This is a genomic window from Paenibacillus mobilis, from assembly GCF_058267595.1.
In genome coordinates, this window is sequence record NZ_JBZCMS010000003.1 from 95,871 (window position 1) to 121,345 (window position 25,475).

Below are 25,475 nucleotides of genomic sequence, written 5' to 3' on the forward strand. Positions count from 1 at the left end.
CGTTTTACAAGCTGCGATATTTTGCCATTGTACCACAAAGCTCCCCTTTTTAAGGCCGTATTGTTATCCACACAACACGGCAAACCGGCAGGACGGTTACCGTCCGCACGGACTTCGGGTTGAACCGGTATCCGCGCGAATTTTTGGAACCGCTAACCGCTGCCCGGCGGCTCTTTGCCGGCGCCCACCGCAGTTTGCCGTTAATCGCACATCCGCAGGTGAATCATGGCTCCTTCCCTACCCTTACTTTATCCCCGCCGCCCCGGAAATCCAATTGACTAACTGCGGTGTATGATGGATTATATTCTTGTTCATAATCACAGCTATTAGGACTTCGGAATTTTAGGTTATAAGGGTTAGTTGCCGTTCAAATTCTTATACAATCATTTATTGATATGCGTGCACACGTATAGTGGGTTCAGGCGGTGAGATATTGCTGCTCTTAAAGTTTTCTTTGAGTTTTATAAGTAAGCAACCTGCCGTGTTAAAATAGGAGAGGAAATCGTATTAACTTCAGAGAGCAGGGTCGCTTAAATGACAAGCAACATGGAACACCGTTACCGATTCAGTGAGGCGCCGATATGGGAGATTCAGCGCCGGTATTATGAGGAGCAAGGGACGAAGGCATGGAACAATGACCAAGTTCCTCAATATATAACGAGTAATCCGATGATCGCTGCTGCTTATGCGGAAGTCATCTTTGGGTTTCTTCAAGATCGTGCGAATAAGGAAAGTACCGAACCCGTCGTTATTGTGGAGCTTGGAGCAGGAGCGGGCCGTTTTGCTTATCATTTGTTGGATGAGTTGTGCCGGCTTAGAGACTACGCTGGGATTTCATTGCCTTCATTCCGCTATGTGATGACGGATTTGGCGCTTAACAATGTATTGGCGTGGAAGGCACATCCCGCTCTGCAATCTTTTATTGCCGAGGGATTACTGGATTTTGCGAGGTACGATGCCGTCCACGATACTGCACTGAATCTCGTCGTATCAGGCACAACGATCAGTGAAAGAGATTTAAAGCAGCCGTTAATCATCGTTGCGAATTATTTTTTTGACAGTATTCCGCAGGAGCTGATTTATGTAGGCGACGGAAAAATCTATGAAACGGACGTTTATATCCAAGGTCTCGAACATACGGATTCGCTAAAACCATCCGAATCGCTGGAACGAATAAATTTACGTTATAGGCACCGGCGAGCACCGGAGTACGAACAAGAAACGTATCCTTACCGCGATGTGATTTCTACCTATCAGGAGCACCTGGAAGACTCGCACATTTTATTTCCTGCTGCTGGATTAACTTGTTTAGAGCGATTGAATCTTTTATCGCAGGCGGGATTCTTGTTGATAACGGCAGACAAAGGGGATCACTTGCTGGATCATTGGAAATTCGCGGAACCGCCGGAGTTGATTTTGCATGGAAGCTTTTCTTTGACGGCGAACTATCATGCGATTCAGCACGTCTTTGAGCAAAGGGGAGCCGTGGCGTTATTTCCCCCGCATCATTATAAAAATATCAATGTCGGCTGTATTCTCCATCTGGACAAACCAATGGAATATGTAAATTCGAGGTTGGCTTACCGTCGATGTATGGAACGTTTTGGTCCGGACGATTTTTTTAATATGAAAGTATGGATAGATCGGCATGTAGAGAGCATGGGCATGCAGGAATTATTAAGTTTTTGGCGTCTGGGCGGATATGATGCAGAGTTTTTCATTCAGAGCGCGAAGCAGATATCCCGTTTGTTGCCGGATGCAAACGACGATGAAAAGCAGGACCTGCTCAGGGGCATCCAGAAGATGGGGTCATCGTATTACGTCATGGAACAGCGTTATGATCTTGCGCTTGACGCCGGATTGATTCTGTTTGAAATGGAGATGTACGAACACTCCAAACGGTGTTTGGAAATATCGGTACAGCAAAACCCAGATGAGGTCGTATCAACCGTATATTATTGCCTGGCCATTTGTTGTTTCGAGTTAGAGATCGAAGAAGAGGCATGGACGTATGTCAGAAAATTATTGGAGCTGGAGCCTGATCATGAAGAGGCATTGGCATTGATAAGCCAATTCGATAGAAACATATAGGCATTGGACCATAGGGGCACCCAAACGGGTGCCTTTAAATTTCGCTCTTTAGAGGTTACGTTGAACCCTATTAACCAGTCGACACATAGTCGATACTCCAGTAGCATAAAAGATCCATTTAATGTCATTAATGCGCCGTTTATTGATCATAGTGAGAGCTTTTGCCTGGCGTTGTTTAGAACGTTTTGTTCGCTGTCCGAACATCCTCTGACTGCATAAAGCAACCTTGCTATTCGCACAACATGTTCGAATAGCAAGATGCTTATTTTTATTTTCACTTATGAATAAGCCCAATCAGCTCTTTAATCTCTTCCACGCTTTCTTTCTGCCCGTTCTTTAGCCACATCACCCAAACTTCAAAAACGCCGGCACTCATAAAGTCGATCCAATAGCTTCGTTTCGCGCCTGTCCAGTCCGGAAAGGGAATGATCTCATCATAAAGCCGGGCAATATGGGACTTGAAAATTTGATAAAGCAGGTCTGTGTAATTCCCTGCAATGGCCATTTGAAAATCCTTGGACAAGGCAAGGAAAAAATTCGTCAAATCCGCTATTTTCTGTTGATGGCTGTTTTGATTTGTAGTTTTATGAAAAATATCCGCAAATTTGGGTTCGTAGTACTCCACCAATACTTGTTCAAGACTTTCGAAATTTCTGTAAAACGCCATTCGGCTGACTCCGGCTTTCTTGACGACTTCCGAAACAGACAGTTTTGAAATTTTCTTTGTCTGCAAAAGCTCCAGCAAGGCTAAAGTAATCCATTCTTTGGTATCTTTTCTTATCATTTGTGCGTGGTCAGTCGCTGCCATAACACTTCCTCCATTCTGTCACACATGCCTGTTGGTTACTTGTTTTTGAACATATCCAGTCTTATTATAGGATAAAACATGTTACAGGTGTAACGTCACTTAAAAGGAGTTTTCAATATGTCGGAAAATAACAAACCTTTAGTGCTTGTGACCGGAGGTTCAGGTTTTATCGCTGTTCATATTATTTTAAAATTGCTTGCGGAAAATTACCGTGTACGAACAACCCTTCGTACCCTGAGCAGACAAGAGGAAGTAAAAGCCATGTTAAAGTCAGGCGGAGTAACCAATTTTGAAGGCTTGTCCTTTATTCAAGCCGATTTATCTTCGGATCGCAACTGGGAGGAAGCTGTTAAAGGAGCGGAATATGTCATCCATGTTGCTTCTCCAACCCCCAATAAAGTTTATAAAGATGAAAATGAAATGATTGGGCCGGCACGGGAAGGCGTTTTGCGTGTGCTGAGAGCCGCACGTGATGCAGGCGTCAAACGGGTGGTTTTAACCTCTGCTTTCGGGGCGATTGGTGCGGGACATAACAATCACCAGGGACCCTATACCGAACAAGATTGGTCGAATACAGAAGCAAAAAACATTCATGCCTATCAAAAATCTAAAACCATCGCGGAAAAAGCGGCTTGGGAATTTATCCGCCAGGAAGGAAACGGATTAGAGCTTGCCGCAGTAAATCCTGTTGGGGTGATGGGGCCCATTTTAGGCCATGATTACTCTCATTCCAATGATACGGTCCGCCTGATGATAGAAGGCAAGCTAAAGTCCGTCCCTAAAATTTATTCGGATTATGTGGACGTCCGGGATGTTGCCGATTTGCATCTATTGGCGATGCTGCGTCCGGAAGCAAAAGGAGAACGTTTTATAGCTTCCAGTTCAGAAAATCTTTCGATGTTGGATATTGCCCGTATCCTGAAGAGACATTTAGGGGAAGAGGCTATTAATTTGCCAAGGGGAGAATTGCCCAATATGGTGGTTCGCGCGGCGGCGATTTTCAATCCTAAATTAAGAATGCTTGCATCACTCCTGGGGCAAGACATGTCAACGAGTAATCAAAAGGCCAAACAATTACTGGGATGGCAGCCGCGTTCGGCGGAAGAAGCCATTACGGCAACCGGCAGGAGCATGGTGAAACTCCTTAAAGGGCAGATGAAGGCGTAAAAATAAAAGGGCCGTCCGCTTAGGATGGCCTTAAATCTTGAAGTTACAGCAGGCAGTTCGGTAAACCTTAGCCTAAGTAGGACGAAATTCTTCATTTGATCGCTTACCGGGTGCCCATAAGATCGTGTTCATCTTTCGGAATAGCGGAACTAAGGAAAGATTGGAAGGGTATGAATGCTACACCGCACTAAAAAAAGGACCGTCAGGGTGCACTTCAAGCTGCCTTGGCGGTTTTTCTGTGCCAACAAAGGGGTTTACATTTCCCCCTCTAACCCTTATAGTATGTCACATGACTAACATACTGAAATGGTGATAAAAATGGGAACAGGTTTCGACGAGAGTCAGCCGATTTTTGTACAGATTGCAGAGATGATCGAGGACGACATCCTGAACGGCACTTATAGGGAGGGAGATCAGATTATCTCCGTGGCGCAATTCGCGAGTACCTTCCAGGTGAACCCGGCGACGATCGTCAAAGGCGTGGCAGTACTCGTGAACGAAGGGATTTTGTACAAGAAAAGAGGGCTGGGCATGTACGTATCGGCGGATGCCAACAAGATCATTTTGCAGAAAAGGCGTACGCGATTTGGCGATGAACTGGTGGCACAGTTGCTGGAAGAAGCGGCTAAGCTCGGCCTGACGCTGGATGAAGTCATTGAGATGATCAAACTTAGAAACGGGAGAGGATCGGAATGAGCGAGATACTGACTTGCTTTGGGCTTAGCAAAAGCTACGGAAGGCATAAAGCGGTCCGGGATCTGGAGCTGAAGTTGGAGGAAAACACCCTCTATGGGCTGCTCGGCCGCAACGGAGCGGGAAAAACAACATTGCTCAATATGGTGACGGGCGGTTTGTTCCCCGATAGCGGCGGTATTCAGGTGATGGGAACGCAGCTGAAGCCGGGAGAAACTTCGCAGGACATCTGTTATGTCCAGGAGAAAAATCTTTTTTTCAGGGGCGCAAGGGTCATGGAGATTCTGGACATTGCCTCGGCGTTCCATGCGAATTGGGACCGGGATTTCGCCCTTGAGCTGGTCAAGACGTTTAAGCTGGACCCGGGCAAAAGGATTCGGCAGTTATCGCGGGGCATGGAGTCGCTTGTTGGCAACATCGTGGGACTTGCAAGCCGGGCTCCGCTGACGATCTTCGACGAGCCGGTACTGGGGTTGGATGCACTAATGCGGGAGAGATTTTACCGGACGCTGGTCGAGGATTATGCGAACTTCCCGCGTACCATGCTCCTGTCCACGCATCTGATCGATGAGATCGCCACGGTGGTTGAGCGCATCTTCATTATGGATTCCGGCTCCATCCTGCTGGAGGAAGATGTCGATTCTATCCGATCGCAGACTCATCTGCTGACGGGCAACGCTGAAGCGGTCGAGCGTATTGCCGGCGGCAAACAGGTGATTTACCGCGAGACGTACGGCAGGGGGGTGCTGGCCGCGTTGTACGGCGAGATCGGGGAGCCGGACCGGCAGCTGGCGGGCCAGTTGGGCGTGGCCATCGACGGACTGCCGCTGCAGAAGTTTTTCTCTTACATGATCGAAGGGGGATACATGGGTGAATAACACGCGGTGGAAATATTCCGTTATTATGAGAGCTTCTTGGTTGCAGCTTCGGCTTTACTTCTGGATCATTCTCGGAGTGATCGGCATCAGCCAAGTGACCAATTTCATCATCTACTTATCGATGGGAAACAACGAAGATACAAATATGGTGTCGGCCGGCAACCTGTTGACGGTCTTCCTGCTCTTCGTAGGCAGCGTGCTGCCTGCAGGCTTTTTCCGGCGCATTGTAAATCTGGGAGCCTCCCGCAAGGAGTACTACGTTGGATTGATGGTGGTGTTTGCGTTGACGTCCGTCCTGTTTGCAGCGTTCAACACGTTATGGCTTCAACTGGAGATCGGCGTTATTCGCAATTACGAAGACACGATGAACATCCTCGAAGTTTTCCACTGGGGCCAGTTCGGCATTTTCGGTATGTTCGTCTATCAGGTGGGCGTCTATCTGCTGCTTCTCTCGCTGTTCGGTTTGCTGTTCTCCGGTCTTCGTCACTTCGCGGGCTGGGTGATCTGGGGAGTTCTCGTCGCAGCGATTCCCATTTTTACGTCGATCACGCCGCTTCGTCGGCAGCTGGCAGACGGATTGCAGACGCTCCTGATGAACGGCTCTCTGCTGCAAGGCTTCGGCCTGTCGCTGCTGCTCTCCTGTATCCTGCTGGCTGGAGGCTGGCTGTTGACGGTCAGACGTTCTGTTCACTAAATGATCCCCGTCGCTGTGTTCAGTAAAATAAAGTATTAGACTGGAGTTTTAGTAATGAGACAACAACCTAATGGCAAAGGAACGAGCAAGAAGATAGGGAAGAGAATCGGAATAGGTTTTGGCATACTGATCGGGTTACTAGTAATAGCTGTATTAGGAAGTTTTATTAATCATAAAATCAAACTAAATCAAGATGCGGAGTTGTTTAAACCGCTCGGTCAAATGGTTTCGGTAAACGGCCATGAGATGAGCGTATATACTGAGGGAAAGGGTAATGCCACCCTAGTTTTTTTAGCCGGAGGCGGGACGGCTTCTCCAATCTTGGATTTCAGGAGTCTCTATTCCGGGTTAAGCGGCGAATATAAAATTGCGGTCGTGGAGCGATCGGGATATGGATTCAGTCAGGTTGCGGATGTGCCAAGGGATATCGATACCGTATTGGAAGAAACAAGGGAGTCGTTAAGATTAGCCGGTGTAAAAGCTCCCTATATTCTGTTCCCCCATTCGATGTCTGGCCTAGAGGCCATATATTGGGCGCAGAAGTATCCCAAAGAGGTATCGGGCATTGTAGGACTTGATGCAGCAGTACCCGGTGCTTATTCCGATGTTAAGCTTCCGAACGGGATTCTATTCGACTTATTCTCGTTTGGAGCTAAAATGGGGATTACGCGGTTCATTCCATCGATGATTGACAGTGAAGCGGCTATTTCGGCCGGCACGCTGACGGATCATGAAAAAGAGATTTATAAAGCCGTCTACTATAGAAGAACAGAAACAAAGCCTATGATAACGGAAATGGAAAGTGTAAAATCGAATGCCCTGAAGGTGAATAGCATGCCCTCCCCGCAAGTCCCGATGTTGTTCTTTACGTCGAACGGGAAGGGGACAGGAATCGCTACGCAGGAATGGCAGCAGTATCAAAAGGACTTTCTTGCTACAGTAGAGGGCAGTCAGCAGGTCTTCCTCGATTGCGGACACTATGTACAAGACTTTGAGTATGAGACCATTGCGGCCCAAAGCAGCAAGTTTATTAATACGCTCATACATAACTGATAATTTATATTAGAATGATGAGCTAATTCAGCACGTGCCATAGACAAACCAGGCCGCTACGCTAATCAGCGAAATGGTGAACAAACGGAATCAAAGAAGGGCCGTCCCATACCAGGGATGGCCCTAAAACTTGCCGATTTTCGAAAATGGTATTCTAGTCAAGTGGTTATTGCTTCACTTGCGATTCCTGCTCGGTTGATCTCAAAAGGCTTTTCGCAATGCTTCCAAGCCGTCATTATAGATGCCATGGAACAAGGCTGCGGCATCTTGATCGCTAATTTTAACCGGAGTGAAGCTGCCGGACCACTCTACCAACGATGATTTTCCGTCCGGATCCTCTTTAACGCGAATGGTGGACAGATAATCAGTAACCGGGAAGGGTGCTTTCAAAATGGAATAGGTGTAGTAACGCTCCTTATTATTGAAAGCTTCTAGACGCTCTACAATGATATCCCCATCAGGGTTAGCCAGATGACGGACACGTCCGCCTTCACTTACGGTGCTGCTTGGGATATACGGCAACCAATCCGGAAGCGAATCAAAACCTCCGATTAATTGCCACACTTGACCTGCTGAAGCCGGGATTTTAATCGATGTCGTCGTTTGTGCCATAGGATTGCGCTCCTTCTGATTTATTTAACGTCGATGGGCAATGGCGCATGAGGGGCTACCAGTTTTTGCTCGCGCATTTCTTCCCAGAACGCTGCCGGAATGACGGTGTTTAATGCCGCTTTGTCTTCTGCAATTCGCTCAGGCTTGCTGGCGCCAGGAATGACGGCAGCAACGGCCGGATTAGCCAGTGAAAATTGCAAGGCAGCAGCCTTGATGCTAATGTGATGGCGCTCCGCAATCTTTTTAATTTGCTCGACTTTTGCAATAATTTCCGGGGACGCTTTTTGGTATTCGAAGTGAGTACCCCCAGCCAGAACCCCTGAGCTGTATGGGCCGCCAACGATAATATCCATATTCTGTTTTACTGCTGCAGGCATGACTCTTTGAAGTGCACGTTCATGATCCAGCAGGGTGTAACGTCCAGCCAGCAAGGTGACATCTGGTTTTACTTCTTCCAATTCCAGCATAAGTTCAACCGGTTCTACCCGGTTTACGCCGAGTCCCCAACCCTTAATAACGCCTTCTTCACGTAAACGTGTGAGTGCGCGGAATGCTCCTGTCCGAGCAATTTCAAATTGCGAAATCCAATTATCCCCATAAAAATCTTGCGCCACGTCATGGATATAAACAAAATCTATATGATCTGTTTTTAAGCGTTTCAAGCTATCCTCGATAGAGCGAAGGGTTGCATCGGCGCTATAATCATTAATGATTTTATTCTTACGGCCGAATTCAAAAAGCCCGCCTTTTTCTCCCAGATCACGAGTAGACGGATCTTCCAATTCATCGGACACAATCCGGCCTACCTTTGTACTTAATACGTATTCATCCCGGTTTCTCTTCGACAGGGCTTCGCCAAGACGCATCTCGGCTAATCCCGATCCATAAAGCGGAGCTGTGTCAAAGTAACGAATGCCGCTTTCCCAGGCAGCATCGACGGTTGCGATGGCTTCTTCCTCCGGAATATTACGGTACATATTGCCTAGCGGCGCCGTACCAAAACCCAGTTTGCCTTGCAGTATGTTTCTCATCTAAGATACCCACCCCTACTTATCTATATTTGTTCAGCGCAATGATATGGAATTAAATGAATCATTAAATTAATAAAAGTCATTTCATCGTCTGACGAAATCGATTATGCGGCATCTGACTTTAAAAAAGAAGTACGCACTTTAAAGTAACATGGGTACTAGAAAGTAACATTTTTACGGGGAGTGCCTGAGCTTGTTTTCTTTGGAGCCCGTGTATTTTGGTCATTTCCTGTATAAACTAATTCCAAATCAATAAAGACAAGACGGTGACTACTTATGTTAACGGTATGGATGTTTCTCATTTTAGCTTTCCTATCTTTTTTTTCTATGTACGTCTTGAGAAAGAAAATGAACGTTATTAACGTCTTGGGCAGTTACTTTTTTTCCAATATCCTGATCACAAATACAGGTGTAATTATTAATTTAAATTTAAAATTAACTAAACAAGATCCATCCAGTCCGCTCATTTTTTGGACACAGAAGATTCCGGAGTTATCCCTCAAGCCTGCGTTGCTTTTATGGATAATTTATATTTTGTTTTCTAATCGATCTATTTTCAGTAAAGGTATCCATGCTTTCATTTTCTTAACGGCACTGGTTTCGATCGAATTATATTTTGTTCATATTCAATATTTGCAATGGGTCAATTGGAATGTGTTTTATTCCTATTTGCGATACGGCTTGATCCTTTTATTATTGGCTGTTTACTCCTTCTATTTAGAGAAACTAATTCATAAACACACAGAGGTAAATACGATATGATTTTACCCCTTCCCGAAAAATTTGATATGAACGAAATATTTATTATCTTTTCCACCGTCCTTCTGTTTGCGTTAATGTTTATATTGCCTAGGCGATTATCTGCCGTCACACTTACGGTTATTTGGACGTTTAATGTCTTTCTTGCCTTGTTGGCCGATATTACCCTTAGCATAAAACCTTATGATTTTTACTTTACGATCGATCACAGAACGCATGAACTATTTGATGTCATACTGCACTTTGTAACTTATCCTGCGCTCCCTTACTTTGTAGTAAACGTTTATCAATTTAACAAACCCACAGGCCTGAAGTATTTCGTTTATCTTATTTTTTGGGCCGGGATAGCGATCATCAGCGAATGGATTTCGGTTAAATTCCATGTTTTCACCTATACCGGTTGGAAATTGTATCTCTCCTTCCTGGTTTATTTGGTTGTATTTGCCGCTAACATTTGGCTTACAAGCTTTATTGAAAGGAGACATCCTTACCAACGGACCTCGGCACGTACGGTTCGATAAGGGGAAGCCATGAGAATGGCTTCCCTATTTTATTTTCCAAAATGACTATAGGAAGCAGACCCGTCCCACCCAAAAAGATAGCGTTTTCAATTAGAATAAACTATATTGAATTCTAAACGTTGGGCATAGACCGGGGGGGATAGGCTGTGACACGATTCAAGCAGCTCTCGCTGCAGAAAAAGATTCTCATGACGATGATTTTTCTCTACCTTCCGCTGCCGATTATCGGCTGGATCTGGTACGAGAGGACCTACCAGGTCATTGAGCGGAATGCGGTCGATTCCAGCATTCAGATGGTCAACCAGGTCAACAAACATCTGGAGACTTATCTCTCCGAGGTGCAGCGCACGATGCTGCCGATGCTGTCGAGCGATCTGACGGGCGAGTTCCTGATGAATCAAGACGACGATCCTTATAAGCGCTACGAGTTATCCTATCGGATCGATAAAGAGCTGTTTTCGAAGATTTTGGCGAGCAGGATGGATATCTACGGAATCTCGCTGATCTCGAGTCAGATCAAGGCTACTTCGAGCTCCAGCTTCACGATGGCCGAGCAGCGGTATTCCTCTTATCTGAACCGGCTTAATTCCTCGGGTAAATTCCGCATCATGGGGCTCGAGGAGACGCCGAGCGACGAGGTGGTCGCGATGGCGATGAAGTTCACGCCGCCCCAGAACCACAAGCAGGAGGGAATGCTGATCGTCGATATCAAACGCGACGAGATGGCGCGTATCGTTCAGGATGTACAGCTGGGGCGGACCGGTTTTGTCTGGTTGGCCGATACGGAGAACCAGGTTATCTACCATCCGTCGGACGATCAGCTCCCGAAGGTCGTTCCGGCCAGTTATTTGAAAGAGATGGGGACCAAGCAGAGCGGCGCGTTTACGGTCAAGACGGGCAAAGGCAAAAAGCTGATCGTCTTCATCCGTTCTGGCCGCACCGACCTGACGCTGATCTCCGAAGTACAGCTCTCTGAGCTGAACGAGTCGATCGTGGCCGTCAGCCGAATCTCCATGGTCGTGCTGATCGTGCTTTTCCTGCTCTCCATGCTGGTCGCCAGCGGCATCGTCTATTCGATGACCCGCTCGATGGTGAAGTTGCTGCGCCTTATGAAAAGCGCCGAGCTTGGCGATTTTAACGTTAGAGCGCCAAACGAAGGCGGCCAGGAGATCGGGAGCTTGTACCGCGGCTTCAACAAGATGGTGGGAGAGATCAAGAGGCTCGTCGATATTGTGCACGTGGCGGAGCTTCGGGAGAAGGAGCTTGAGGTCAAGCAGAAGGAATCGCTGCTGCAGGCGATGCAGGCGCAGATTAATCCTCATTTCCTGTACAATACGCTCGAATTTATTAATTCCAATGCGATTGTGGAAGGCAATGAGAAAATCAGCAATATGATCGTCGCGCTCGGCGAGATGTTCCGTTATAACGTGCAGAATCCAAGCGAGAGCGTATCTCTTGCGGACGAGCTGCATCACATCGAAGCTTACCTCTCGATCCAGTCCGAGCGCTACCCTGCGTTCGTCTACGAGATCGACGTCGATAGCTCGCTGGCTGCTGCTGTTCCCGCAGTGCGGTCGATACTGCAGCCGATCGTGGAAAACTGCTTCAAGCATGGCTATGAACGCTATCGGGTCCGGCCCGGACGGATCCGCCTTGCAGGGAGACGGACGGCGGATGACCGGTACGAACTGGACATTGCCGATACAGGCAAGGGCATGCCGCCCAATATTCGGGACGACTACAATGAAGCGTTCGCTCATGACGAACCGGTGAAGCCGAATCGGCGCCGCACGCGGGGAGATCAGTCGTCGTCCATTGGTCTATATAATGTGCATGCCCGGATCCGCATGCATTTCGGCCGGCCGTTCGGGCTGTTTATCGTCAATTCGGATGAGAGCGGGACGACAATAAGGATTACACTTCCCTTGTGGGAACCGGAAAGGAAGGATGAACCATGAGCTACAAGATTCTGCTCGTTGACGACGAACCGATGATCAAACTGAGCCTTCGTAAAATATTGACCGACGCCCATCCCGATTTTGTCATTGTCGGCGACGCCTCGGACGGACAGGAAGCGCTGGAGATCGCGATCCGTACGCAGCCTCATGTCATCCTCACAGATATCAGCATGCCGGTTATGAACGGGCTGGAGCTGATTCGCGCGGTGCTTGGGCGAGGCTGGAGACCGGAGATCGTTATCCTGTCCGGTTACGGCGAGTTCGAATACGCACGGGAAGCGCTGAAGTGCGGCGTTGTCGATTATATCCTCAAGCCGATGCGTCCGGCGGTCGTAAAGGAATTGATGATCGGCCTGTACGAGAAGCATCAGGAGCAGGCGGCTTCTTCTATCGCGAAGGGCGAGCTGCTCCGGCTGTGCCTGCAATATGCCGAAGCGTTCGCCGAGCGAATCTGGCGAGCCGATGAACCCGGCATCCGGATACTGTTCGAGGAAGCGGCGCGCACCGTAACCGGCCATGATCGGGTGACCGACGAACATAAGAAAAACGCGGTGCTGGATATGGCCGCGGCGCTTCGCCACCATTTGGAAGAGCGGGGCATGATGCTCGCCTTTGAGCTGCCGTGGCGGGAACGGCTGGACGAGCAGATGGAAGCCTTCAGCGATAAGCTGCTGCAGGCTCTCAGGCAAGTGAGAAGCAGCCGGAATTGGGGGAAACAAGCGGAAATTCGGGAGGCGCTTCAGCTGATCGGAGAGCGCTATGCCGATCCGCAGTTCAAGCTTGAGGAAGTGTTGTCCCGCCTGGGCATGTCCGTCACGCATTTTTATAATTTGTTCAAGCAGGAGACCGGCAAGTCGTTTATCGCTTACCTGATCGCTTACCGGATCGAGAGGGCCAAAGAACTGCTCGCTGAGCGCAAGGACCTCAAAACCTACGAGGTTGGCGAACTGGTCGGGTATCCCGACTATCCCCATTTCACGAAAGCTTTCAAGAAAGTTGTGGGTCTGACGCCTAGCGAATACCGCAAGCTGCAGGAGAAGGTTCAGTGATGAAAATGACAAGAAAATGAAGATATCTGCATCCTCAAGCGGGGGAGAATCCCCTAAAATCTAAAATGTAAGCGCAATCATGTATGGATCATTCGATTAGGGGGGATTCACTTGAAGCTTCGCAAAAGCTCGATACTCACACTTTGCTCGATCCTGGTGATGGGAGTACTTCTGGCAGCCTGCGGCGGCGGGAATAAGGAGGCAGGCGGCGCCTCCAATGCCGCAAATACGCAGCAGAGCGCGGATAACGCTGCACCAAAAGTGAACGAATTCGGCTGGACAATGCCGGATCACAAGATTACCGTCGATTATTACACCGCGGATAAAGACAATCCGAACAAGGTCGCTAAAAAGTTGGTAGCGATACACGATTACCTGCTGAAAAACTTCAACGTCGACGTTAAAAAGACTCAATACGACGTGGACGGTACCGAGAAGCTGAATCTGATGCTGGCATCCAACGATTACCCGGGCGTCCTCTCAGCCATCAATGACGACATGATCGATAAGTGGAAATCGCAAGGCAAGCTGATCGATCTGGCTCCACTCATCGATAAATACGGGCCGAATATCAAAAAAGAGCTGGGCGATACCTACAAATCGTATCTGGATGATGACGGCAAGCTGTGGGGCATTCCGAGAGGCTGGGGGCTGCTGCCGATCCCCGACAACAGCGCCAACATTCGTTGGGACTGGTATCAGGAGCTCGGAGCGCCGAAGATCGAGACGCCGGATGATTACTACAACGTGCTGAAGCAGATGGTGGCGGCGCATCCGACCAACGCGCAAGGCCAAAAGACATATGCGATTTCGTGGAACGATCAGGTGTCGCTGAATACGGTTCTCGGTATCTGGGGACTGAAGGAAGGGTACAAGGAAGACGCGGACCATAACCTGACGCATTGGCTGAACACGGACGAAGGTCTCGAGGCCGTGAAATACTTCAATCGGTTCTACAGGGAGGGCCTGATGGACCCGGACAGCTTCCTGAACAAGTTTGACGATTGGAAGCTGAAGTTCTCGAACGAACAGATCATTGGCCATATTGGTCCGTGGTGGCAGTCATGGAACGCCGGCCACGAGGTTTGGAAGGCGACGAATCCGGACTGGAAGGACGATCAGCGGTACGTGCAAATCTCCCTGAAGGCGCCGGGTGCCGAAGCGGCGTATTTGTCGCCCAAGGATACGACGGGCTGGAACTATACGGTTATCACGGACAAGGAGCAGCATCCCGAAGATATCATCAAATTCCTCGACTTTGAAATTACGCCGATCGGAACGCGCCTTCTCGGATGGGGAATTCCGAACATGGCGGGGTCGGCATGGAACTATAACAGCGACGGCACCTGGTCGTTCAACGATACGGTGAAACAGGAGTTGTTCGCGGGCGCGTTAAACGGCGACAAGCAAGACGAGCTCACGGGGCAGAACCAGATCTGGCTGGATCATCCGCAAGGGCTGATGAGCGATGATCACAAGTCGACCGCCTGGTTTGACCAGAACTTCAACTCGGAAGACAAATGGAAAGCGATGATGAACGAGAATTTGAAAGACACGGTCTACGACAATACGGCGAGACGGATCTCTTTCAAGGTGGATAACCCGCTCACGATCGTCAACCAGCAGATCGAGGATCTTATCAAAACCGGCTTTGCGAAGGCGGTTGTCAGCAAGACGGAGGAGGGTGCCGTGCAGGCCTTCAATGAAATGCGAGATAAAGCAAACAAACTTGGCTTGAAGGACATCGAAGCTTTCCGCACGGAAGAATACAAAAAAAATCTGGCTAAGCAGCAGCAGTAAATCTCCTGGCAAGTAGCCGCAGAACACGGTGGACGGGGAACGCTCCGAAGGGAGAAATTCCCGTCCCCGATTATTTTTAGCTGATGGATAGGGAGGGTGACGCCGTTGACGGAATTATGGAAACGGGTACGACGAGAACGGCAAATTTGGCTGCTCTGTCTGCCTATGATCATATGGGTGCTTATTTTCGCGTATTACCCCATGTACGGATTGTTGATCTCCTTTCAGAATTATGTTCCGGGACATTCCATGTTCTCCAACTGGATCGGTCTCGACAATTTCGTCCGTTTTTTCCACGAGCCGAATTTTCTCCAGATCATGCGTAATACGCTGGTGATCAGCGGTTTAAACCTGCTGTTCGGTTTTCCGGCGCCGATTATCCTCGCCTTGCTGCTTAATGAGGTCAGAGGAAAACTCTTCAAAAAGACGATTCAATCGCTGTCGTACATTCCCTACTTTATCTCCTGGGTTGTCGTCGCCAACATCCTCATCACGATTCTGGGAAACGACGGTGTGCTGAACGGTGTGCTGCTCAAGCTTGGGTTCATTCACGAGCCGTTGGCTTTTCTGACGACGGGCAGCTACTTCTGGGGGATCCTCGTCGCCAGCAACGTATGGAAGGATATGGGTTTCTCCGCCATCATTTATCTGTCTGCTATCGCAGGTATCGATAAGGAACTGTATGAAGCGGGCCGCATGGACGGGCTTGGCCGTTTTGGGCTCATTCGCTATATTACGCTGCCGGGCATTCGGTCCACGGCGGTCCTGCTGTTCATCCTGGCCATCGGCGGAATTCTGAATGCCGGATTCGAGCAGCAGCTGCTGATTGGCAATCCGCTTACCCAGGACCATTACGAAGTCATCGATACCTACGTGTACCGGTACGGCGTGCAGCTTGGCAATTATTCGTACGGGACGGCCGTCGGCCTCATGAAGAGCATCATCGGGCTTGTACTCGTCTACTGCACGAATCGTTTGTCCAAGCGGTATATGGATTCGTCGATATTTTAAGAAAAGAGGGACCGCCAGATGGAAATCCGATCACAGCGAACTTCATTCTCTAGCCGGGCGGCGGACGTTGTTATTGTTGTCGTTCTGCTGCTTCTCGGTTTTGTCGTTATCTACCCGTTCATTAACCTGCTCGCTTTGTCTTTCAACGATGGCACCGATGCGGCCCGCGGCGGAATCTATTTCTATCCGCGGAAGGTTTCGTTTGCGGCCTACGGGATGCTGTTCGAGAACAGCAACCTGCTCAAGGGGTTGGGCTGGTCCGTCTTGAGGGTCGCTGTCGGGACGGTCACCTGCATGTTTATGACGGGACTCTTGGCTTATGTGATCAGCATCCGGAACTTCTCGGGACGCAAGTTTATGCGCATTTTGTTCTTCATCACCATGTACTTCAGCGGTGGCATTATTCCGACGTACATTTTGATGAACCAATTGCATCTGACGAACTCGTTCCATGTCTATTGGATTCCCGGGCTGATTAATGCCTATTTTATGCTGCTCATAAGCTCGTACATCTCCGATCTGCCCGAAGCGCTGTTCGAATCCGCGCGAATCGACGGGGCGGCGGAGCTGCGCATCTACTTGAGCATCGTCATTCCGGTTGCCATGCCGGTATTTGCGGCGGTGTCCATTTATTCGGCTGTCGGGCACTGGAATTCCTGGTTCGACGTCATCCTGTATAACTTCAACGGACATTACGACACGCTTCAGGTTTACTTGCGGCGGCTGCTTCTTGAGGTCGAAGCTACGCAGCAAATTCGCGACCAACAGCTGTTGATGCATAAATATGAAGGTTTGTCGCCTCTCACACTGCGGGCGGCAACGACGATCGTGGTTACCGTTCCGATTTTGTGCGTGTATCCGTTTTTGCAGAAATACTTTATTGGCGGAATTACACTCGGTTCCGTGAAGGGCTGATTCCTTCAATGGCCCATTCGATGAGGTGAGCTTATGAGACTATGGTACCGTAAACCTGCGAGATTCTGGACCGAAGCGCTGCCTTTGGGCAACGGGCGAATCGGGGCGATGGTCTTCGGCGGCGTGGAGCAGGAGCGAATCGCGCTTAACGAAGATACGTTATGGTCCGGCTATGCGAAGGATTGGAACAATCCGCTCGCGCGTAATGCCCTGCCGCTCGTACGGGAGGCAATCCGGCAGGAACGTTATGAGGAAGCGGACCGGCTTTGCCGGGAGATGATGGGGCCGTATACGCAATCGTACCTGCCATTAGGCAATCTGTCGCTGCGCTTCGAGCACGGGGACATCGGCCGCGATTACGTGCGGAGCCTCGATCTGGAAACGGGGCTTCACACTGTCGATTATCGGATTGGTGACATCGTCTACCGGCGTGAGACGTTCGTCTCTTACCCGGATCAGGTGCTTGTCATCCGTCTGACGTCAAGCGTGCCCGGCATGCTGGATGTGCATGCCGGGCTGAGCAGCCCGCTGCGCTATGAGACGTCCGTCATTGGAGGACGTTTCTTCATCGACGGTATCGCGCCGGAACAGGTCGAGCCCAATTATGTATCGGCTGGTCGGCCGATCCGGTACGGCGGGGAAGGGGCCGCGAGGGCGATTCGATTAGCGGGCGGGCTGCAGGTCGCTTCGGATTCGGGAGAAGGAAACATCCGATGGAACGCCGACGGCGTCCATATCCACGGAGCGACTAGTCTTACGCTTCTCTTCTGCGCCGCAACCGACTTCGGCCGGATACCCGGCCAAGACGCCGCCGATGTCATCGGCGGCATTGCCGCTTGCCTCGACGCGGCTGCGAGCCAATCCTATGACGATCTTCGAGCAAGGCATATGGCCGACTGCCACGCCATATTCGATCGCGCCGAGCTGCGGATCGAACCCGAGGTTCCGCCCTCCTCCGAGGAAGCCGTCGATCTGCCGACGGACGAGCGCCTGTCGGCCTTTGGCGGCGACGATCCCGGACTTGTGGAACTGCTGTTCCACTATGGCCGTTATTTAATGGGCGCGAGCTCAAGACCCGGAACCCAGCCGGCCAATCTGCAGGGGATCTGGAACGAATCGACGCGTCCGCCCTGGAGCAGCAATTATACGCTGAATATCAATACGCAGATGAACTATTGGCCTGCCGAAACGGCCAACCTGGCGGACTGCCACAAACCTCTGCTTGAGTTCGTCGGCCGCCTGGCCCGGAATGGAGCGGTCACGGCCAAGGTTAACTACGGCGCACGAGGCTGGGTCGCCCACCACAATTCCGATATTTGGGCGCAAAGCGCGCCGGTCGGGGACTACGGATCAGGCGATCCTACTTGGGCATGCTGGCCGATGGGCGGTGTCTGGCTGTCGCAGCACTTGTGGGAGCATTACGCATTCGGCGGCGACCGGGACTATCTGGAGCACTACGCTTATCCCATCCTGAAGGAAGCGGCTTTGTTCTGCTTGGATTGGCTTATAGAAGACGAACAAGGTTGGCTGGTTACGTCGCCCGCCACTTCTCCCGAGCACAAGTTCAGAACGACGAACGGGGTGTCGGGCGTGAGCATGGCGACCACGATGGACCTGTCGCTGATCCGCGAGTTGTTTCTGAACGGCCTTGAAGCCGCGCGGATTCTAGGCAAGGATGAGCCGTTTCGGTTGGAGCTGGAGGAGGCCTTGGAACGGTTGTATCCTCTCCGGATCGGCAGAGAGGGCGTGCTCCAGGAGTGGTATAAAGACTTCCCGGACGAGGACGTTCATCACAGGCACGTCTCCCATCTTTTTGGCGTCTATCCGGGGCGCACACTGACAGCGCAGGAGACCCCGGAGCTGTTCGCGGCGGCCCGGCGGTCGCTGGAGCGAAGAGGCGGCGGCGGAACCGGCTGGAGCCTTGGATGGAAGGTCTGCCTGTGGGCGAGATTCGGCGACGGCGACCAGGCGCTGCAGCTGCTTCATAGCCTGCTGCGTCTGGTGAAGGACGACGAAGAAGTGAACTACCATCAGGGGGGCGTTTATGCCAATTTATTCGATGCGCATCCGCCGTTCCAGATCGACGGCAACTTCGCAGCGGTGGCCGGCATCGCCGAGATGCTGCTCCAATCTCACCAGGGCTGTCTGCAGCTCCTTCCGGCGCTTCCCGCCGCGTGGGCGAACGGCCGAGTGCGCGGGCTGCGCGCCAGGGGCGGATTTGAAGTTGACATCGTCTGGTCCAAAGGCCGGCTGAAGGAGGCAGCCCTACGTTCGAGTCTGGGCGGGAGTTGCCGAATCGCCGGCGGCGCGCCGCTGCAAGCGACGGAAGACGGCACTCTTGTGAAGACGGAATTGGCTTTGGACGGAACGCTGTGCTTCCCGACAGAAGCCGGTCGCGCCTATCGGCTGTTTCCGAAGGACACGCTTCAATAGCTAAACACGTTTAAAAGATCACTTCGTGGCGTTATTTGCCCATGACGTGATCTTTTTTTAAATCGCTCGTTCCCTGTGACAACAAGGCCTATACACTTAATACTTCCGCACGGCCAAACGCCGAAAATGTTTCGTCACGGCGACAGGCCGGCTGCCTTTCAGGAAACGATTATCGCCCACCCGCCAGGTGTGGGTGCTTTTATCTTTTCTGCGGATATAGACATAGTTGTAAGGAGTAGTGGCGTATATAGGATAGCCTTTTCGTGCACAATCTCTTAAAAATTTAACGTCCTCGCCAAGCGACAGATCGGAAAAGCGGACATGCTTAAGGACTTTCCTCCGAAATAATATAGTTCCGCCTTGAACGAATTTCACATATTTGTTCCTTTCATGAGGAGACCTTACGATAAGCTTATTACTGGCGGTCAGATAAACCAAACAGGCGTGTTTGCCGAGGACGGGGCTTTTCGTGCGCTGAAGCGCCTGGATCTGCTCCTTCAAATAGTATGGCGAATAATAATCGTCGTGGTCGAATTTGGTGATTACGGGATATTTGGCCCTGCAAATGCCGCAGTTTAAACATTGGCCCAGCGAGACTTCTTCCGGCACTTGGTAGACGGTGACATTCGGATAAGCGGCTGCTTTTTTCCGCCATTCCTTAATGCCCAGGTTATCTTTATTCAGAATGATAATTAGTTCTTTACGCTTGTAGCGCTGATTGAGGTAATTATTCAAGATATTCATGAAAAAACCGGGCTGGTTCGTGCACGTGATAATGGACACACCAGGTTTATTCAAAAGCTTTCCCTCCCCTGATTCCTTTCTTATATGAAATTCAGATGGCTGGGAATTTGCCTGGACGAAACCTGATTCGAGTCGTGGGCGCACTTCGTGTTACAACGGCCGAGCAGGTAACGCTTCTACTACACCCCGCGTACCGTCCACTAGGACTTGCTGCCCGTCTTGCAGCAGCTCGGTTGCGTTTCCGGTCGCTACGACGGCCGGAATGAGATATTCTCTGGCGATAATGGCGGAATGGGAGAGAATGCCGCCGGAGTCCGTGACAAGCGCACCGATGCTAGGAAAAAGGATCGACCATACCGGAGAAGTGATCGGACAGACGAGCACATCGCCAGGCTGAACTTTTCCGAATTCCGACTCATTCAAAATGATGCGCACCGTGCCTGTGTATTGTCCCTTTGAAGCTGCAATCCCCTGGATGCGGGAGGCATCTTGCTGGACCTGACCGCTTTGCCGCGTCGCAAAAATGCGATCGATCGCCCAGATAGCGGCTTCCGCTGCAAGCCTTGCCTCCGCTGGGAACGCCGCGACAGAGGGCGGGGGAGGGGGGGCATCGCCATAGCTGGCTGGACCCGGGTGGGCAAGCGCCCATCGCTGCTCGCCGCGCCGGTGCTCAATCTTGTCTTGCAGCGCCGAAGAACTGTTCAGCGCCTCCAGCGCCTCATCAAACTCCAGAAAAAAGATATCGTCCGGCTCGGCCAAAACCCCGCGCGAAGCTAAGCGGCGACCCGCTTCCAGCCAGGCGTAGCGCAGCAGGGCCAACGGCACGTCGCGGTCGTAAAAGCCATGCTCTTCACGAATGGCATAAGCTTTCTCTGCGCGGGACAGGAGCCTTGCGAATTGTTCGCGGACCGGCTCGGAACAAGCTTCGAGCCGCTTCTCCGCTTGGGCCAGCTGCTCCTTGCGCTGACGGCGCAGAGCAGCGCCCGTCCGCTCAGGACTATAGATGCCCTCCAGCTGGTCCTTCAGAAGCTGCAGCAGCAGCTCCGGCTGTTCGGCCAATGTCGGATAAGCCAGTTCTGTCCTTAACGCCCGGCAGCCGAACTCCTGAAGATAAGCCTCGATACGTGCTGCAAAATTGGGATAGCGGCGGAGCAGCTCTTTAGCGGGGGTGCCCGCTTTCAGCTCCTGCACCAGCTCCGGAAGACCGCGCACCCACTCGGCCAGGCGAGCCAGCGCTTGCGACGGAGCGCTCGACATTTCCGACAGGCCGCTGAATATGAGCATCATCTGCGCTTCGTCCCAGCCCAGCCAGTCCCGGCAGAAGAAGGCAAATTCGGCTAATGTGAGCTGCAGCGCCCCGTTGAGCCGCATATGCTCATCGGTACAGCTCTCCAGAAAGAGCTGGGCGTCTTTCCAGTACGCGGCCAATCCGTCATCCTTAACCGTCTTCAGCGGTACGGCTGCCAGCTGCGCGCTCCGGCGGATCATGGCGGGTCTAAGCTCCGTGCTCCACGCCTGCAGCAATCTGCCGCTATGGTCGGAGCGCATCGAGCGCACCGCTCCGGCGATGCGGGAGCGTACGGGCGGCACCACGCGGATGAGCAGGGGCATCAGCCATGCAGGCGGCGCTTGGCGGTCCCGGCCGCCGAGCGGCACGGTACGCTGATATAACCAGCCTCCGATTTCCCGTTGATCGAGCGTCTCGATCATTAGCGACATCTCCGTGCACATCAGCCGCATCGCATGATTCATCGCCGGGATGAAAGCGGTGCGGGTTGCGGGGGACAGCGGGTCAGGGTAGTGGGATGCTTCGCGCTCCCAATAACCTTCGGGAGGGTCGATGGCAAGCGGGATCAGGGTAGGTTCCGTCTGCGGTGTCGTCTCCTGCAGTGTCGTGATCGGCCGCGCCTGCAGCAGATACAGCTGATCTCCCCGAATCGCCCATTCGATATCTTGAGGCTGCCCGAAGAAGGCCTCCACACGCCGCGCCAGCTCGGCGATTTGAACGGCTTGCCCGGCCTCGATGGCCTGTTCCGGCCTGCTCATGGCTACTGCCTGGCCTTCGCGCACGACCCATTCGTCCGGGGAAGCTGCCCCGGAGACGAGCCGTTCACCGAGGCCGCGGACGGCGCTGATTGCGGCTTCGCCGCGATCGCCGGTGACAGGGTTGGCGGTGAACGCCACACCGGCGGCATCCGCCGCAATCATCGGCTGGATGAGCACCGCCATACGGCCGGGCGCAAGGTCCCGGCTGGCATAATAGCGCAGCGCATGCTCGTTGTAAGCCGAAGCGAAGCAAGCGCGAACCGCCTTCTCGATGGTGGTAAATCCCTGCACATCCAGAAAGGTATCGTATTGGCCGGCAAACGAAGCATTCGCCAGATCCTCGGAAGCGCTCGAAGAGCGAACCGCTACAGGACCATCGCCAAGCATCCGCAGCGCTTCCTTCAGCTGCCGCTGCACTTCGCTGCTCAGCGAATGCTCGTGTGCGTCAAGGCTGACCGACGACGGCTGGTCAGCCTGCTCCTTTTCGCGGCCCAGCGCTGAGGCTGTTATCACGATACCCTCCGGCACCGGGAAACCGGCCTGCAGCAGCTCGGCCAGCCGCGCAGCCTTGGAGCCGACCACGTTTGCATCGACGCTGACTGTGTCGCGAAGACTGTGAATAAAGCGGGGCGAAGGGGCGCTGCCGAAGGTTTCGCCGCGCTGTTCTTTTTGCTCACTCATGGTCTGTAGTCTCCTTTTCGTGCTGCATGTTCTGCAGGGCGAACAGTTGCTGTACTTGTGCTCGAATGCCGGATTGAAGCACGGCGATGAGTTCCTTTTCACCCAGAGAAAAACGGCGCTGCAGGTCGACCCAGGTGCTCATAGACGTAAAATGCCGGAGCATACAAAACGTGGCATGGCGATCCTGCTCGGTAACAAGGGGGGCTGCTCTCTCGATCAGCATGCTGATCCATTGGTCTCTCTCCTGCGTGCGCGGATGAGCGTCTTTCCATTGTAAAGCAGAGACGATCAGCAGCAGTGCGCGTGCATGGGACAGTTCACTGTATACACTGTGGATCATGCGCTCAATCCAGACCGGCAGTTCATCCAGCGATTCTGCATACGCCGGTACACGCCCTTGCTCGCTTTCCAGCCACCAGCGTCTGAAGCCCTCCAGCAGCGCCTCCCGCGAAGGGAAATGCCGGTAAACGGCCCCGTACGAAACGCCTGCCCGTTCTGCAACCTCCTGAATCGTAAAGTTGTGGATCCGTCCCTCCAAAATGAGAGCTTCCGTGGCCTTCATAATGGAGCTGCTTGTCAATTCCTGCTGCTGCTTGCGTATGGGACTATCATAGGTTCGTTTGGTTTTATCGGTTTTCATCATGTCCTCATTTTCTTTCTTAAATTGAGTGAATAAATTATATATTGAATATATAATATATTTTTAAATTGTCAATATAAAATCCGGGTAGTGGACACCGCTCGAAAGGGTCCGGTAGAATAAGTGAAAATACGCGGGAGAACGATTAAAAGGCCAACAGGACATCCTTTTAGAGTCTTTATCGTAAATAAAATTATTTTTTAGGGAGTGGGCGCTTTGGAATTTAACGAGGTCTTGCACGGGCACAGATCTATTCGGGAATATGAGGACAGGGAAGTCAGCCAGGAGGTTTTGGATCAAATTTTGGAGGCAGGGATTCGGGCGTCTTCAAGCGGCAACATGCAGTCCTACTCCATTATTGTAACGCGGGATAAAGAGCTGAAGAAAAAACTCTACACGCCGCACATGGAACAATCTATGGTGGTGGATGCCCCGGTATTGTTAACCTTTTGCGCGGATTTCAACCGGATGAGAAAATGGCTGGAGCTTAACGATGCGCCGGTGCATTTTGATAATTTCATGAGTTTTATGATCGGAGCTATCGATGCCACCTTGGCAGCGCAGAACTGCGCTCTGGCCGCAGAAAATGCGGGTTTGGGCATTTGCTATATGGGGTCAACGCTTGCCAACTGTGATCAAATCGGGGAACTGCTGAATCTGCCGCCTAATGTCGTGCCTATCGTGGGTTATTCGTTAGGCTATCCGGCAGAAGCGCCTGCTCTGCGTGACCGGTTGCCCAAGAACGGGCTTGTTCATTACGAGCAGTATCAGGATTATTCGGAGGAAGACATTCAAGCCATTTATAAAGAAAGAAATGAAAAGGGATGGCAGCGGTACATGAGTGTTCCTAGACTTAAAGAAATGATAGAGGAGATGGGATTAAAAAATCTGGCTCAGGTCTATACGATCGCTAAATACACGAAGGAATCCCATCTCGAGTTTTCACAAACCGTGCTGAATTATTTGGAGAAGCAGAACTTCATGAAAAATGCCCATGAACATGCCCAGAAAAATGACGACTCGCATTAATCGAATTACCGAATTTCATACGAAATCCCCATACATACCTTTGCATGGGCAGCAACAGCAAATAAGGATGAACCGACAATCTGTCGTTCATCCTTATTTATTTTGCTTTAGTACAAGAGGCAGGAAGATGGAATCGACGATTTCGACCACGGCCTCATCGGTTAGAGGCGTGTGAGTCGTGAGCAGCTCGAATCGGATCAGATCAACGGGAAGACTGATAACGCGTTCTGGCAGCTCTTTGAGTTTCACTTCGCCTCTCCGCTCTGCGTCCAGCAAAATGTTCCGCATGGCTATGGCGAGTGAATCCTCCGATCTCGGAGGCAAGGTCATCTTGGAAGGAAGCCCGTCCCCATGAAATTCAATCATCAGGCCATGAATCGTCTCGGCCCCGATCATCTGCATAAGTTTATTAAGTCTCTCCAGCAGGGCAAGCACATCATCCCTCAGATTTCCCGTATCTGGAGCTTCAAAGGTAGGTTTGGGGATATGCTTCATCAGAGAGGCGACAATCAGCTTGGCTTTATTCGGCCACCTTCTATAGACAGCATTCTTATTGGTTTTTGCCCGCGCAGCGACAGCTTCCATCGTTAACCGGGAATAACCGGTCTCCTGCAGCTCCTCCCATGCCGCTGAAAGAATGGCATTCTCCAGCACGTCTCCGCGCCGCCGCGACTTTGTCGTTTGTTCCTCTCCCTGATTTTCTTTGCGTCCTTCCGAGTTGCGTCCTTCTGAGTTGTGATCTTTTGATTTGTGATCCTGCGAATGTTCCGCCATTTCGAATTCCTTCTTCCCAAGCTGAATTTCGTTCGTTCTTAGGGGCTCTTGTAAACAGTATATTGCATTTTCACGCGAATGGTAATAT

At 51.3% G+C, this 25,475-nt stretch carries 21 protein-coding genes; 14 read left to right on the forward strand and 7 right to left on the reverse strand.

Annotated elements, in window-relative coordinates; translation table 11 throughout:
- Positions 1–534 precede the first annotated feature (534 nt).
- The gene (locus AC3ZPD_RS06790) at positions 535–2,091 is read left to right on the forward strand and encodes an SAM-dependent methyltransferase (RefSeq protein ID WP_490983521.1); all 1,557 of its coding nucleotides are present in this window, start codon (positions 535–537) and stop codon (positions 2,089–2,091) included.
- 274 nt (positions 2,092–2,365) lie between these two features.
- Here the strand turns inward: AC3ZPD_RS06790 and AC3ZPD_RS06795 are convergent, their stop codons facing one another.
- The gene (locus tag AC3ZPD_RS06795; RefSeq protein WP_490983522.1) at positions 2,366–2,899 is read right to left on the reverse strand and encodes a TetR/AcrR family transcriptional regulator; all 534 of its coding nucleotides are present in this window, start codon (positions 2,897–2,899) and stop codon (positions 2,366–2,368) included.
- A gap of 117 nt (positions 2,900–3,016) precedes the next feature.
- On the opposite strand from AC3ZPD_RS06795, the gene AC3ZPD_RS06800 reads away from it, so the two are divergent.
- From AC3ZPD_RS06800 to AC3ZPD_RS06820, 5 genes are all read left to right on the forward strand, one after another.
- Complete coding sequence (locus tag AC3ZPD_RS06800; protein WP_490983523.1) at positions 3,017–4,066, forward strand: SDR family oxidoreductase; 1,050 nt, start codon at positions 3,017–3,019, stop codon at positions 4,064–4,066.
- 318 nt (positions 4,067–4,384) lie between these two features.
- Entirely contained in the window at positions 4,385–4,762 is a 378-nt protein-coding gene (locus AC3ZPD_RS06805; protein WP_490983524.1) for a GntR family transcriptional regulator, read from the forward strand.
- The gene (locus AC3ZPD_RS06810) at positions 4,759–5,637 is read left to right on the forward strand and encodes an ATP-binding cassette domain-containing protein (protein ID WP_490983525.1); all 879 of its coding nucleotides are present in this window, start codon (positions 4,759–4,761) and stop codon (positions 5,635–5,637) included. The genes AC3ZPD_RS06805 and AC3ZPD_RS06810 overlap by 4 nt, the downstream gene beginning before the upstream one ends.
- Positions 5,630–6,331: a hypothetical protein gene (locus AC3ZPD_RS06815; protein ID WP_490983526.1), complete on the forward strand. Its 702-nt coding sequence runs from the start codon at positions 5,630–5,632 to the stop codon at positions 6,329–6,331. The genes AC3ZPD_RS06810 and AC3ZPD_RS06815 overlap by 8 nt, the downstream gene beginning before the upstream one ends.
- A gap of 54 nt (positions 6,332–6,385) precedes the next feature.
- Entirely contained in the window at positions 6,386–7,384 is a 999-nt protein-coding gene (locus tag AC3ZPD_RS06820; RefSeq protein ID WP_490983527.1) for an alpha/beta fold hydrolase, read from the forward strand.
- Positions 7,385–7,585: 201 nt separating this feature from the next.
- Here the strand turns inward: AC3ZPD_RS06820 and AC3ZPD_RS06825 are convergent, their stop codons facing one another.
- On the reverse strand, positions 7,586–7,996 hold the full coding sequence (locus AC3ZPD_RS06825; protein ID WP_490983528.1) for an SRPBCC family protein: 411 nt from the start codon (positions 7,994–7,996) through the stop codon (positions 7,586–7,588).
- A gap of 20 nt (positions 7,997–8,016) precedes the next feature.
- Entirely contained in the window at positions 8,017–9,027 is a 1,011-nt protein-coding gene (locus AC3ZPD_RS06830) for an aldo/keto reductase (protein ID WP_490983529.1), read from the reverse strand.
- A gap of 758 nt (positions 9,028–9,785) precedes the next feature.
- Here AC3ZPD_RS06830 and AC3ZPD_RS06835 point away from each other — a divergent pair.
- The 7 genes from AC3ZPD_RS06835 (at position 9,786) to AC3ZPD_RS06865 (ending at position 19,473) form a co-directional block, all read left to right on the forward strand.
- Positions 9,786–10,307, forward strand: a complete 522-nt coding sequence (locus AC3ZPD_RS06835) for a hypothetical protein (protein WP_490983530.1) — start codon at positions 9,786–9,788, stop codon at positions 10,305–10,307.
- Positions 10,308–10,453: 146 nt separating this feature from the next.
- The gene (locus tag AC3ZPD_RS06840; protein WP_490983531.1) at positions 10,454–12,265 is read left to right on the forward strand and encodes a cache domain-containing sensor histidine kinase; all 1,812 of its coding nucleotides are present in this window, start codon (positions 10,454–10,456) and stop codon (positions 12,263–12,265) included.
- On the forward strand, positions 12,262–13,314 hold the full coding sequence (locus AC3ZPD_RS06845) for a response regulator transcription factor (RefSeq protein WP_490983532.1): 1,053 nt from the start codon (positions 12,262–12,264) through the stop codon (positions 13,312–13,314). The genes AC3ZPD_RS06840 and AC3ZPD_RS06845 overlap by 4 nt, the downstream gene beginning before the upstream one ends.
- Positions 13,315–13,425: 111 nt before the next feature.
- Positions 13,426–15,114 carry a type 2 periplasmic-binding domain-containing protein gene (locus AC3ZPD_RS06850; RefSeq protein ID WP_490983533.1) on the forward strand — a complete coding sequence of 563 codons (1,689 nt, stop codon included), beginning with the start codon at positions 13,426–13,428 and terminating at the stop codon, positions 15,112–15,114.
- A 105-nt stretch (positions 15,115–15,219) separates the two neighbouring features.
- Positions 15,220–16,125 carry an ABC transporter permease gene (locus AC3ZPD_RS06855; RefSeq protein ID WP_490983534.1) on the forward strand — a complete coding sequence of 302 codons (906 nt, stop codon included), beginning with the start codon at positions 15,220–15,222 and terminating at the stop codon, positions 16,123–16,125.
- A gap of 18 nt (positions 16,126–16,143) precedes the next feature.
- Complete coding sequence (locus tag AC3ZPD_RS06860; protein WP_490983535.1) at positions 16,144–17,040, forward strand: carbohydrate ABC transporter permease; 897 nt, start codon at positions 16,144–16,146, stop codon at positions 17,038–17,040.
- 33 nt (positions 17,041–17,073) lie between these two features.
- Positions 17,074–19,473, forward strand: a complete 2,400-nt coding sequence (locus AC3ZPD_RS06865) for a glycoside hydrolase family 95 protein (protein ID WP_490983536.1) — start codon at positions 17,074–17,076, stop codon at positions 19,471–19,473.
- A 96-nt stretch (positions 19,474–19,569) separates the two neighbouring features.
- On the opposite strand, the gene AC3ZPD_RS06870 is transcribed toward AC3ZPD_RS06865, so the two are convergent.
- The 3 genes from AC3ZPD_RS06870 to AC3ZPD_RS06880 all read right to left on the reverse strand — a co-directional run bounded on the left by AC3ZPD_RS06870 (position 19,570) and on the right by AC3ZPD_RS06880 (position 23,587).
- Positions 19,570–20,271, reverse strand: a complete 702-nt coding sequence (locus AC3ZPD_RS06870; protein WP_490983537.1) for a glycosyltransferase family 2 protein — start codon at positions 20,269–20,271, stop codon at positions 19,570–19,572.
- A 96-nt stretch (positions 20,272–20,367) separates the two neighbouring features.
- Positions 20,368–22,944, reverse strand: a complete 2,577-nt coding sequence (locus AC3ZPD_RS06875; RefSeq protein WP_490983538.1) for a PEP/pyruvate-binding domain-containing protein — start codon at positions 22,942–22,944, stop codon at positions 20,368–20,370.
- Positions 22,937–23,587 (reverse strand): TetR/AcrR family transcriptional regulator, encoded by a 651-nt coding sequence (locus AC3ZPD_RS06880; protein ID WP_490983539.1) that lies wholly within the window; start codon positions 23,585–23,587, stop codon positions 22,937–22,939. The genes AC3ZPD_RS06875 and AC3ZPD_RS06880 overlap by 8 nt, the downstream gene beginning before the upstream one ends.
- A gap of 213 nt (positions 23,588–23,800) precedes the next feature.
- Between AC3ZPD_RS06880 and AC3ZPD_RS06885 the strand changes: the two genes are divergently transcribed.
- Positions 23,801–24,613, forward strand: coding sequence for a nitroreductase family protein (locus AC3ZPD_RS06885; RefSeq protein ID WP_490983540.1), 813 nt, complete (start codon positions 23,801–23,803; stop codon positions 24,611–24,613).
- Positions 24,614–24,706: 93 nt separating this feature from the next.
- On the opposite strand, the gene AC3ZPD_RS06890 is transcribed toward AC3ZPD_RS06885, so the two are convergent.
- Positions 24,707–25,387, reverse strand: a complete 681-nt coding sequence (locus AC3ZPD_RS06890) for a TetR/AcrR family transcriptional regulator (RefSeq protein WP_490983541.1) — start codon at positions 25,385–25,387, stop codon at positions 24,707–24,709.
- Positions 25,388–25,475 lie beyond the last annotated feature (88 nt).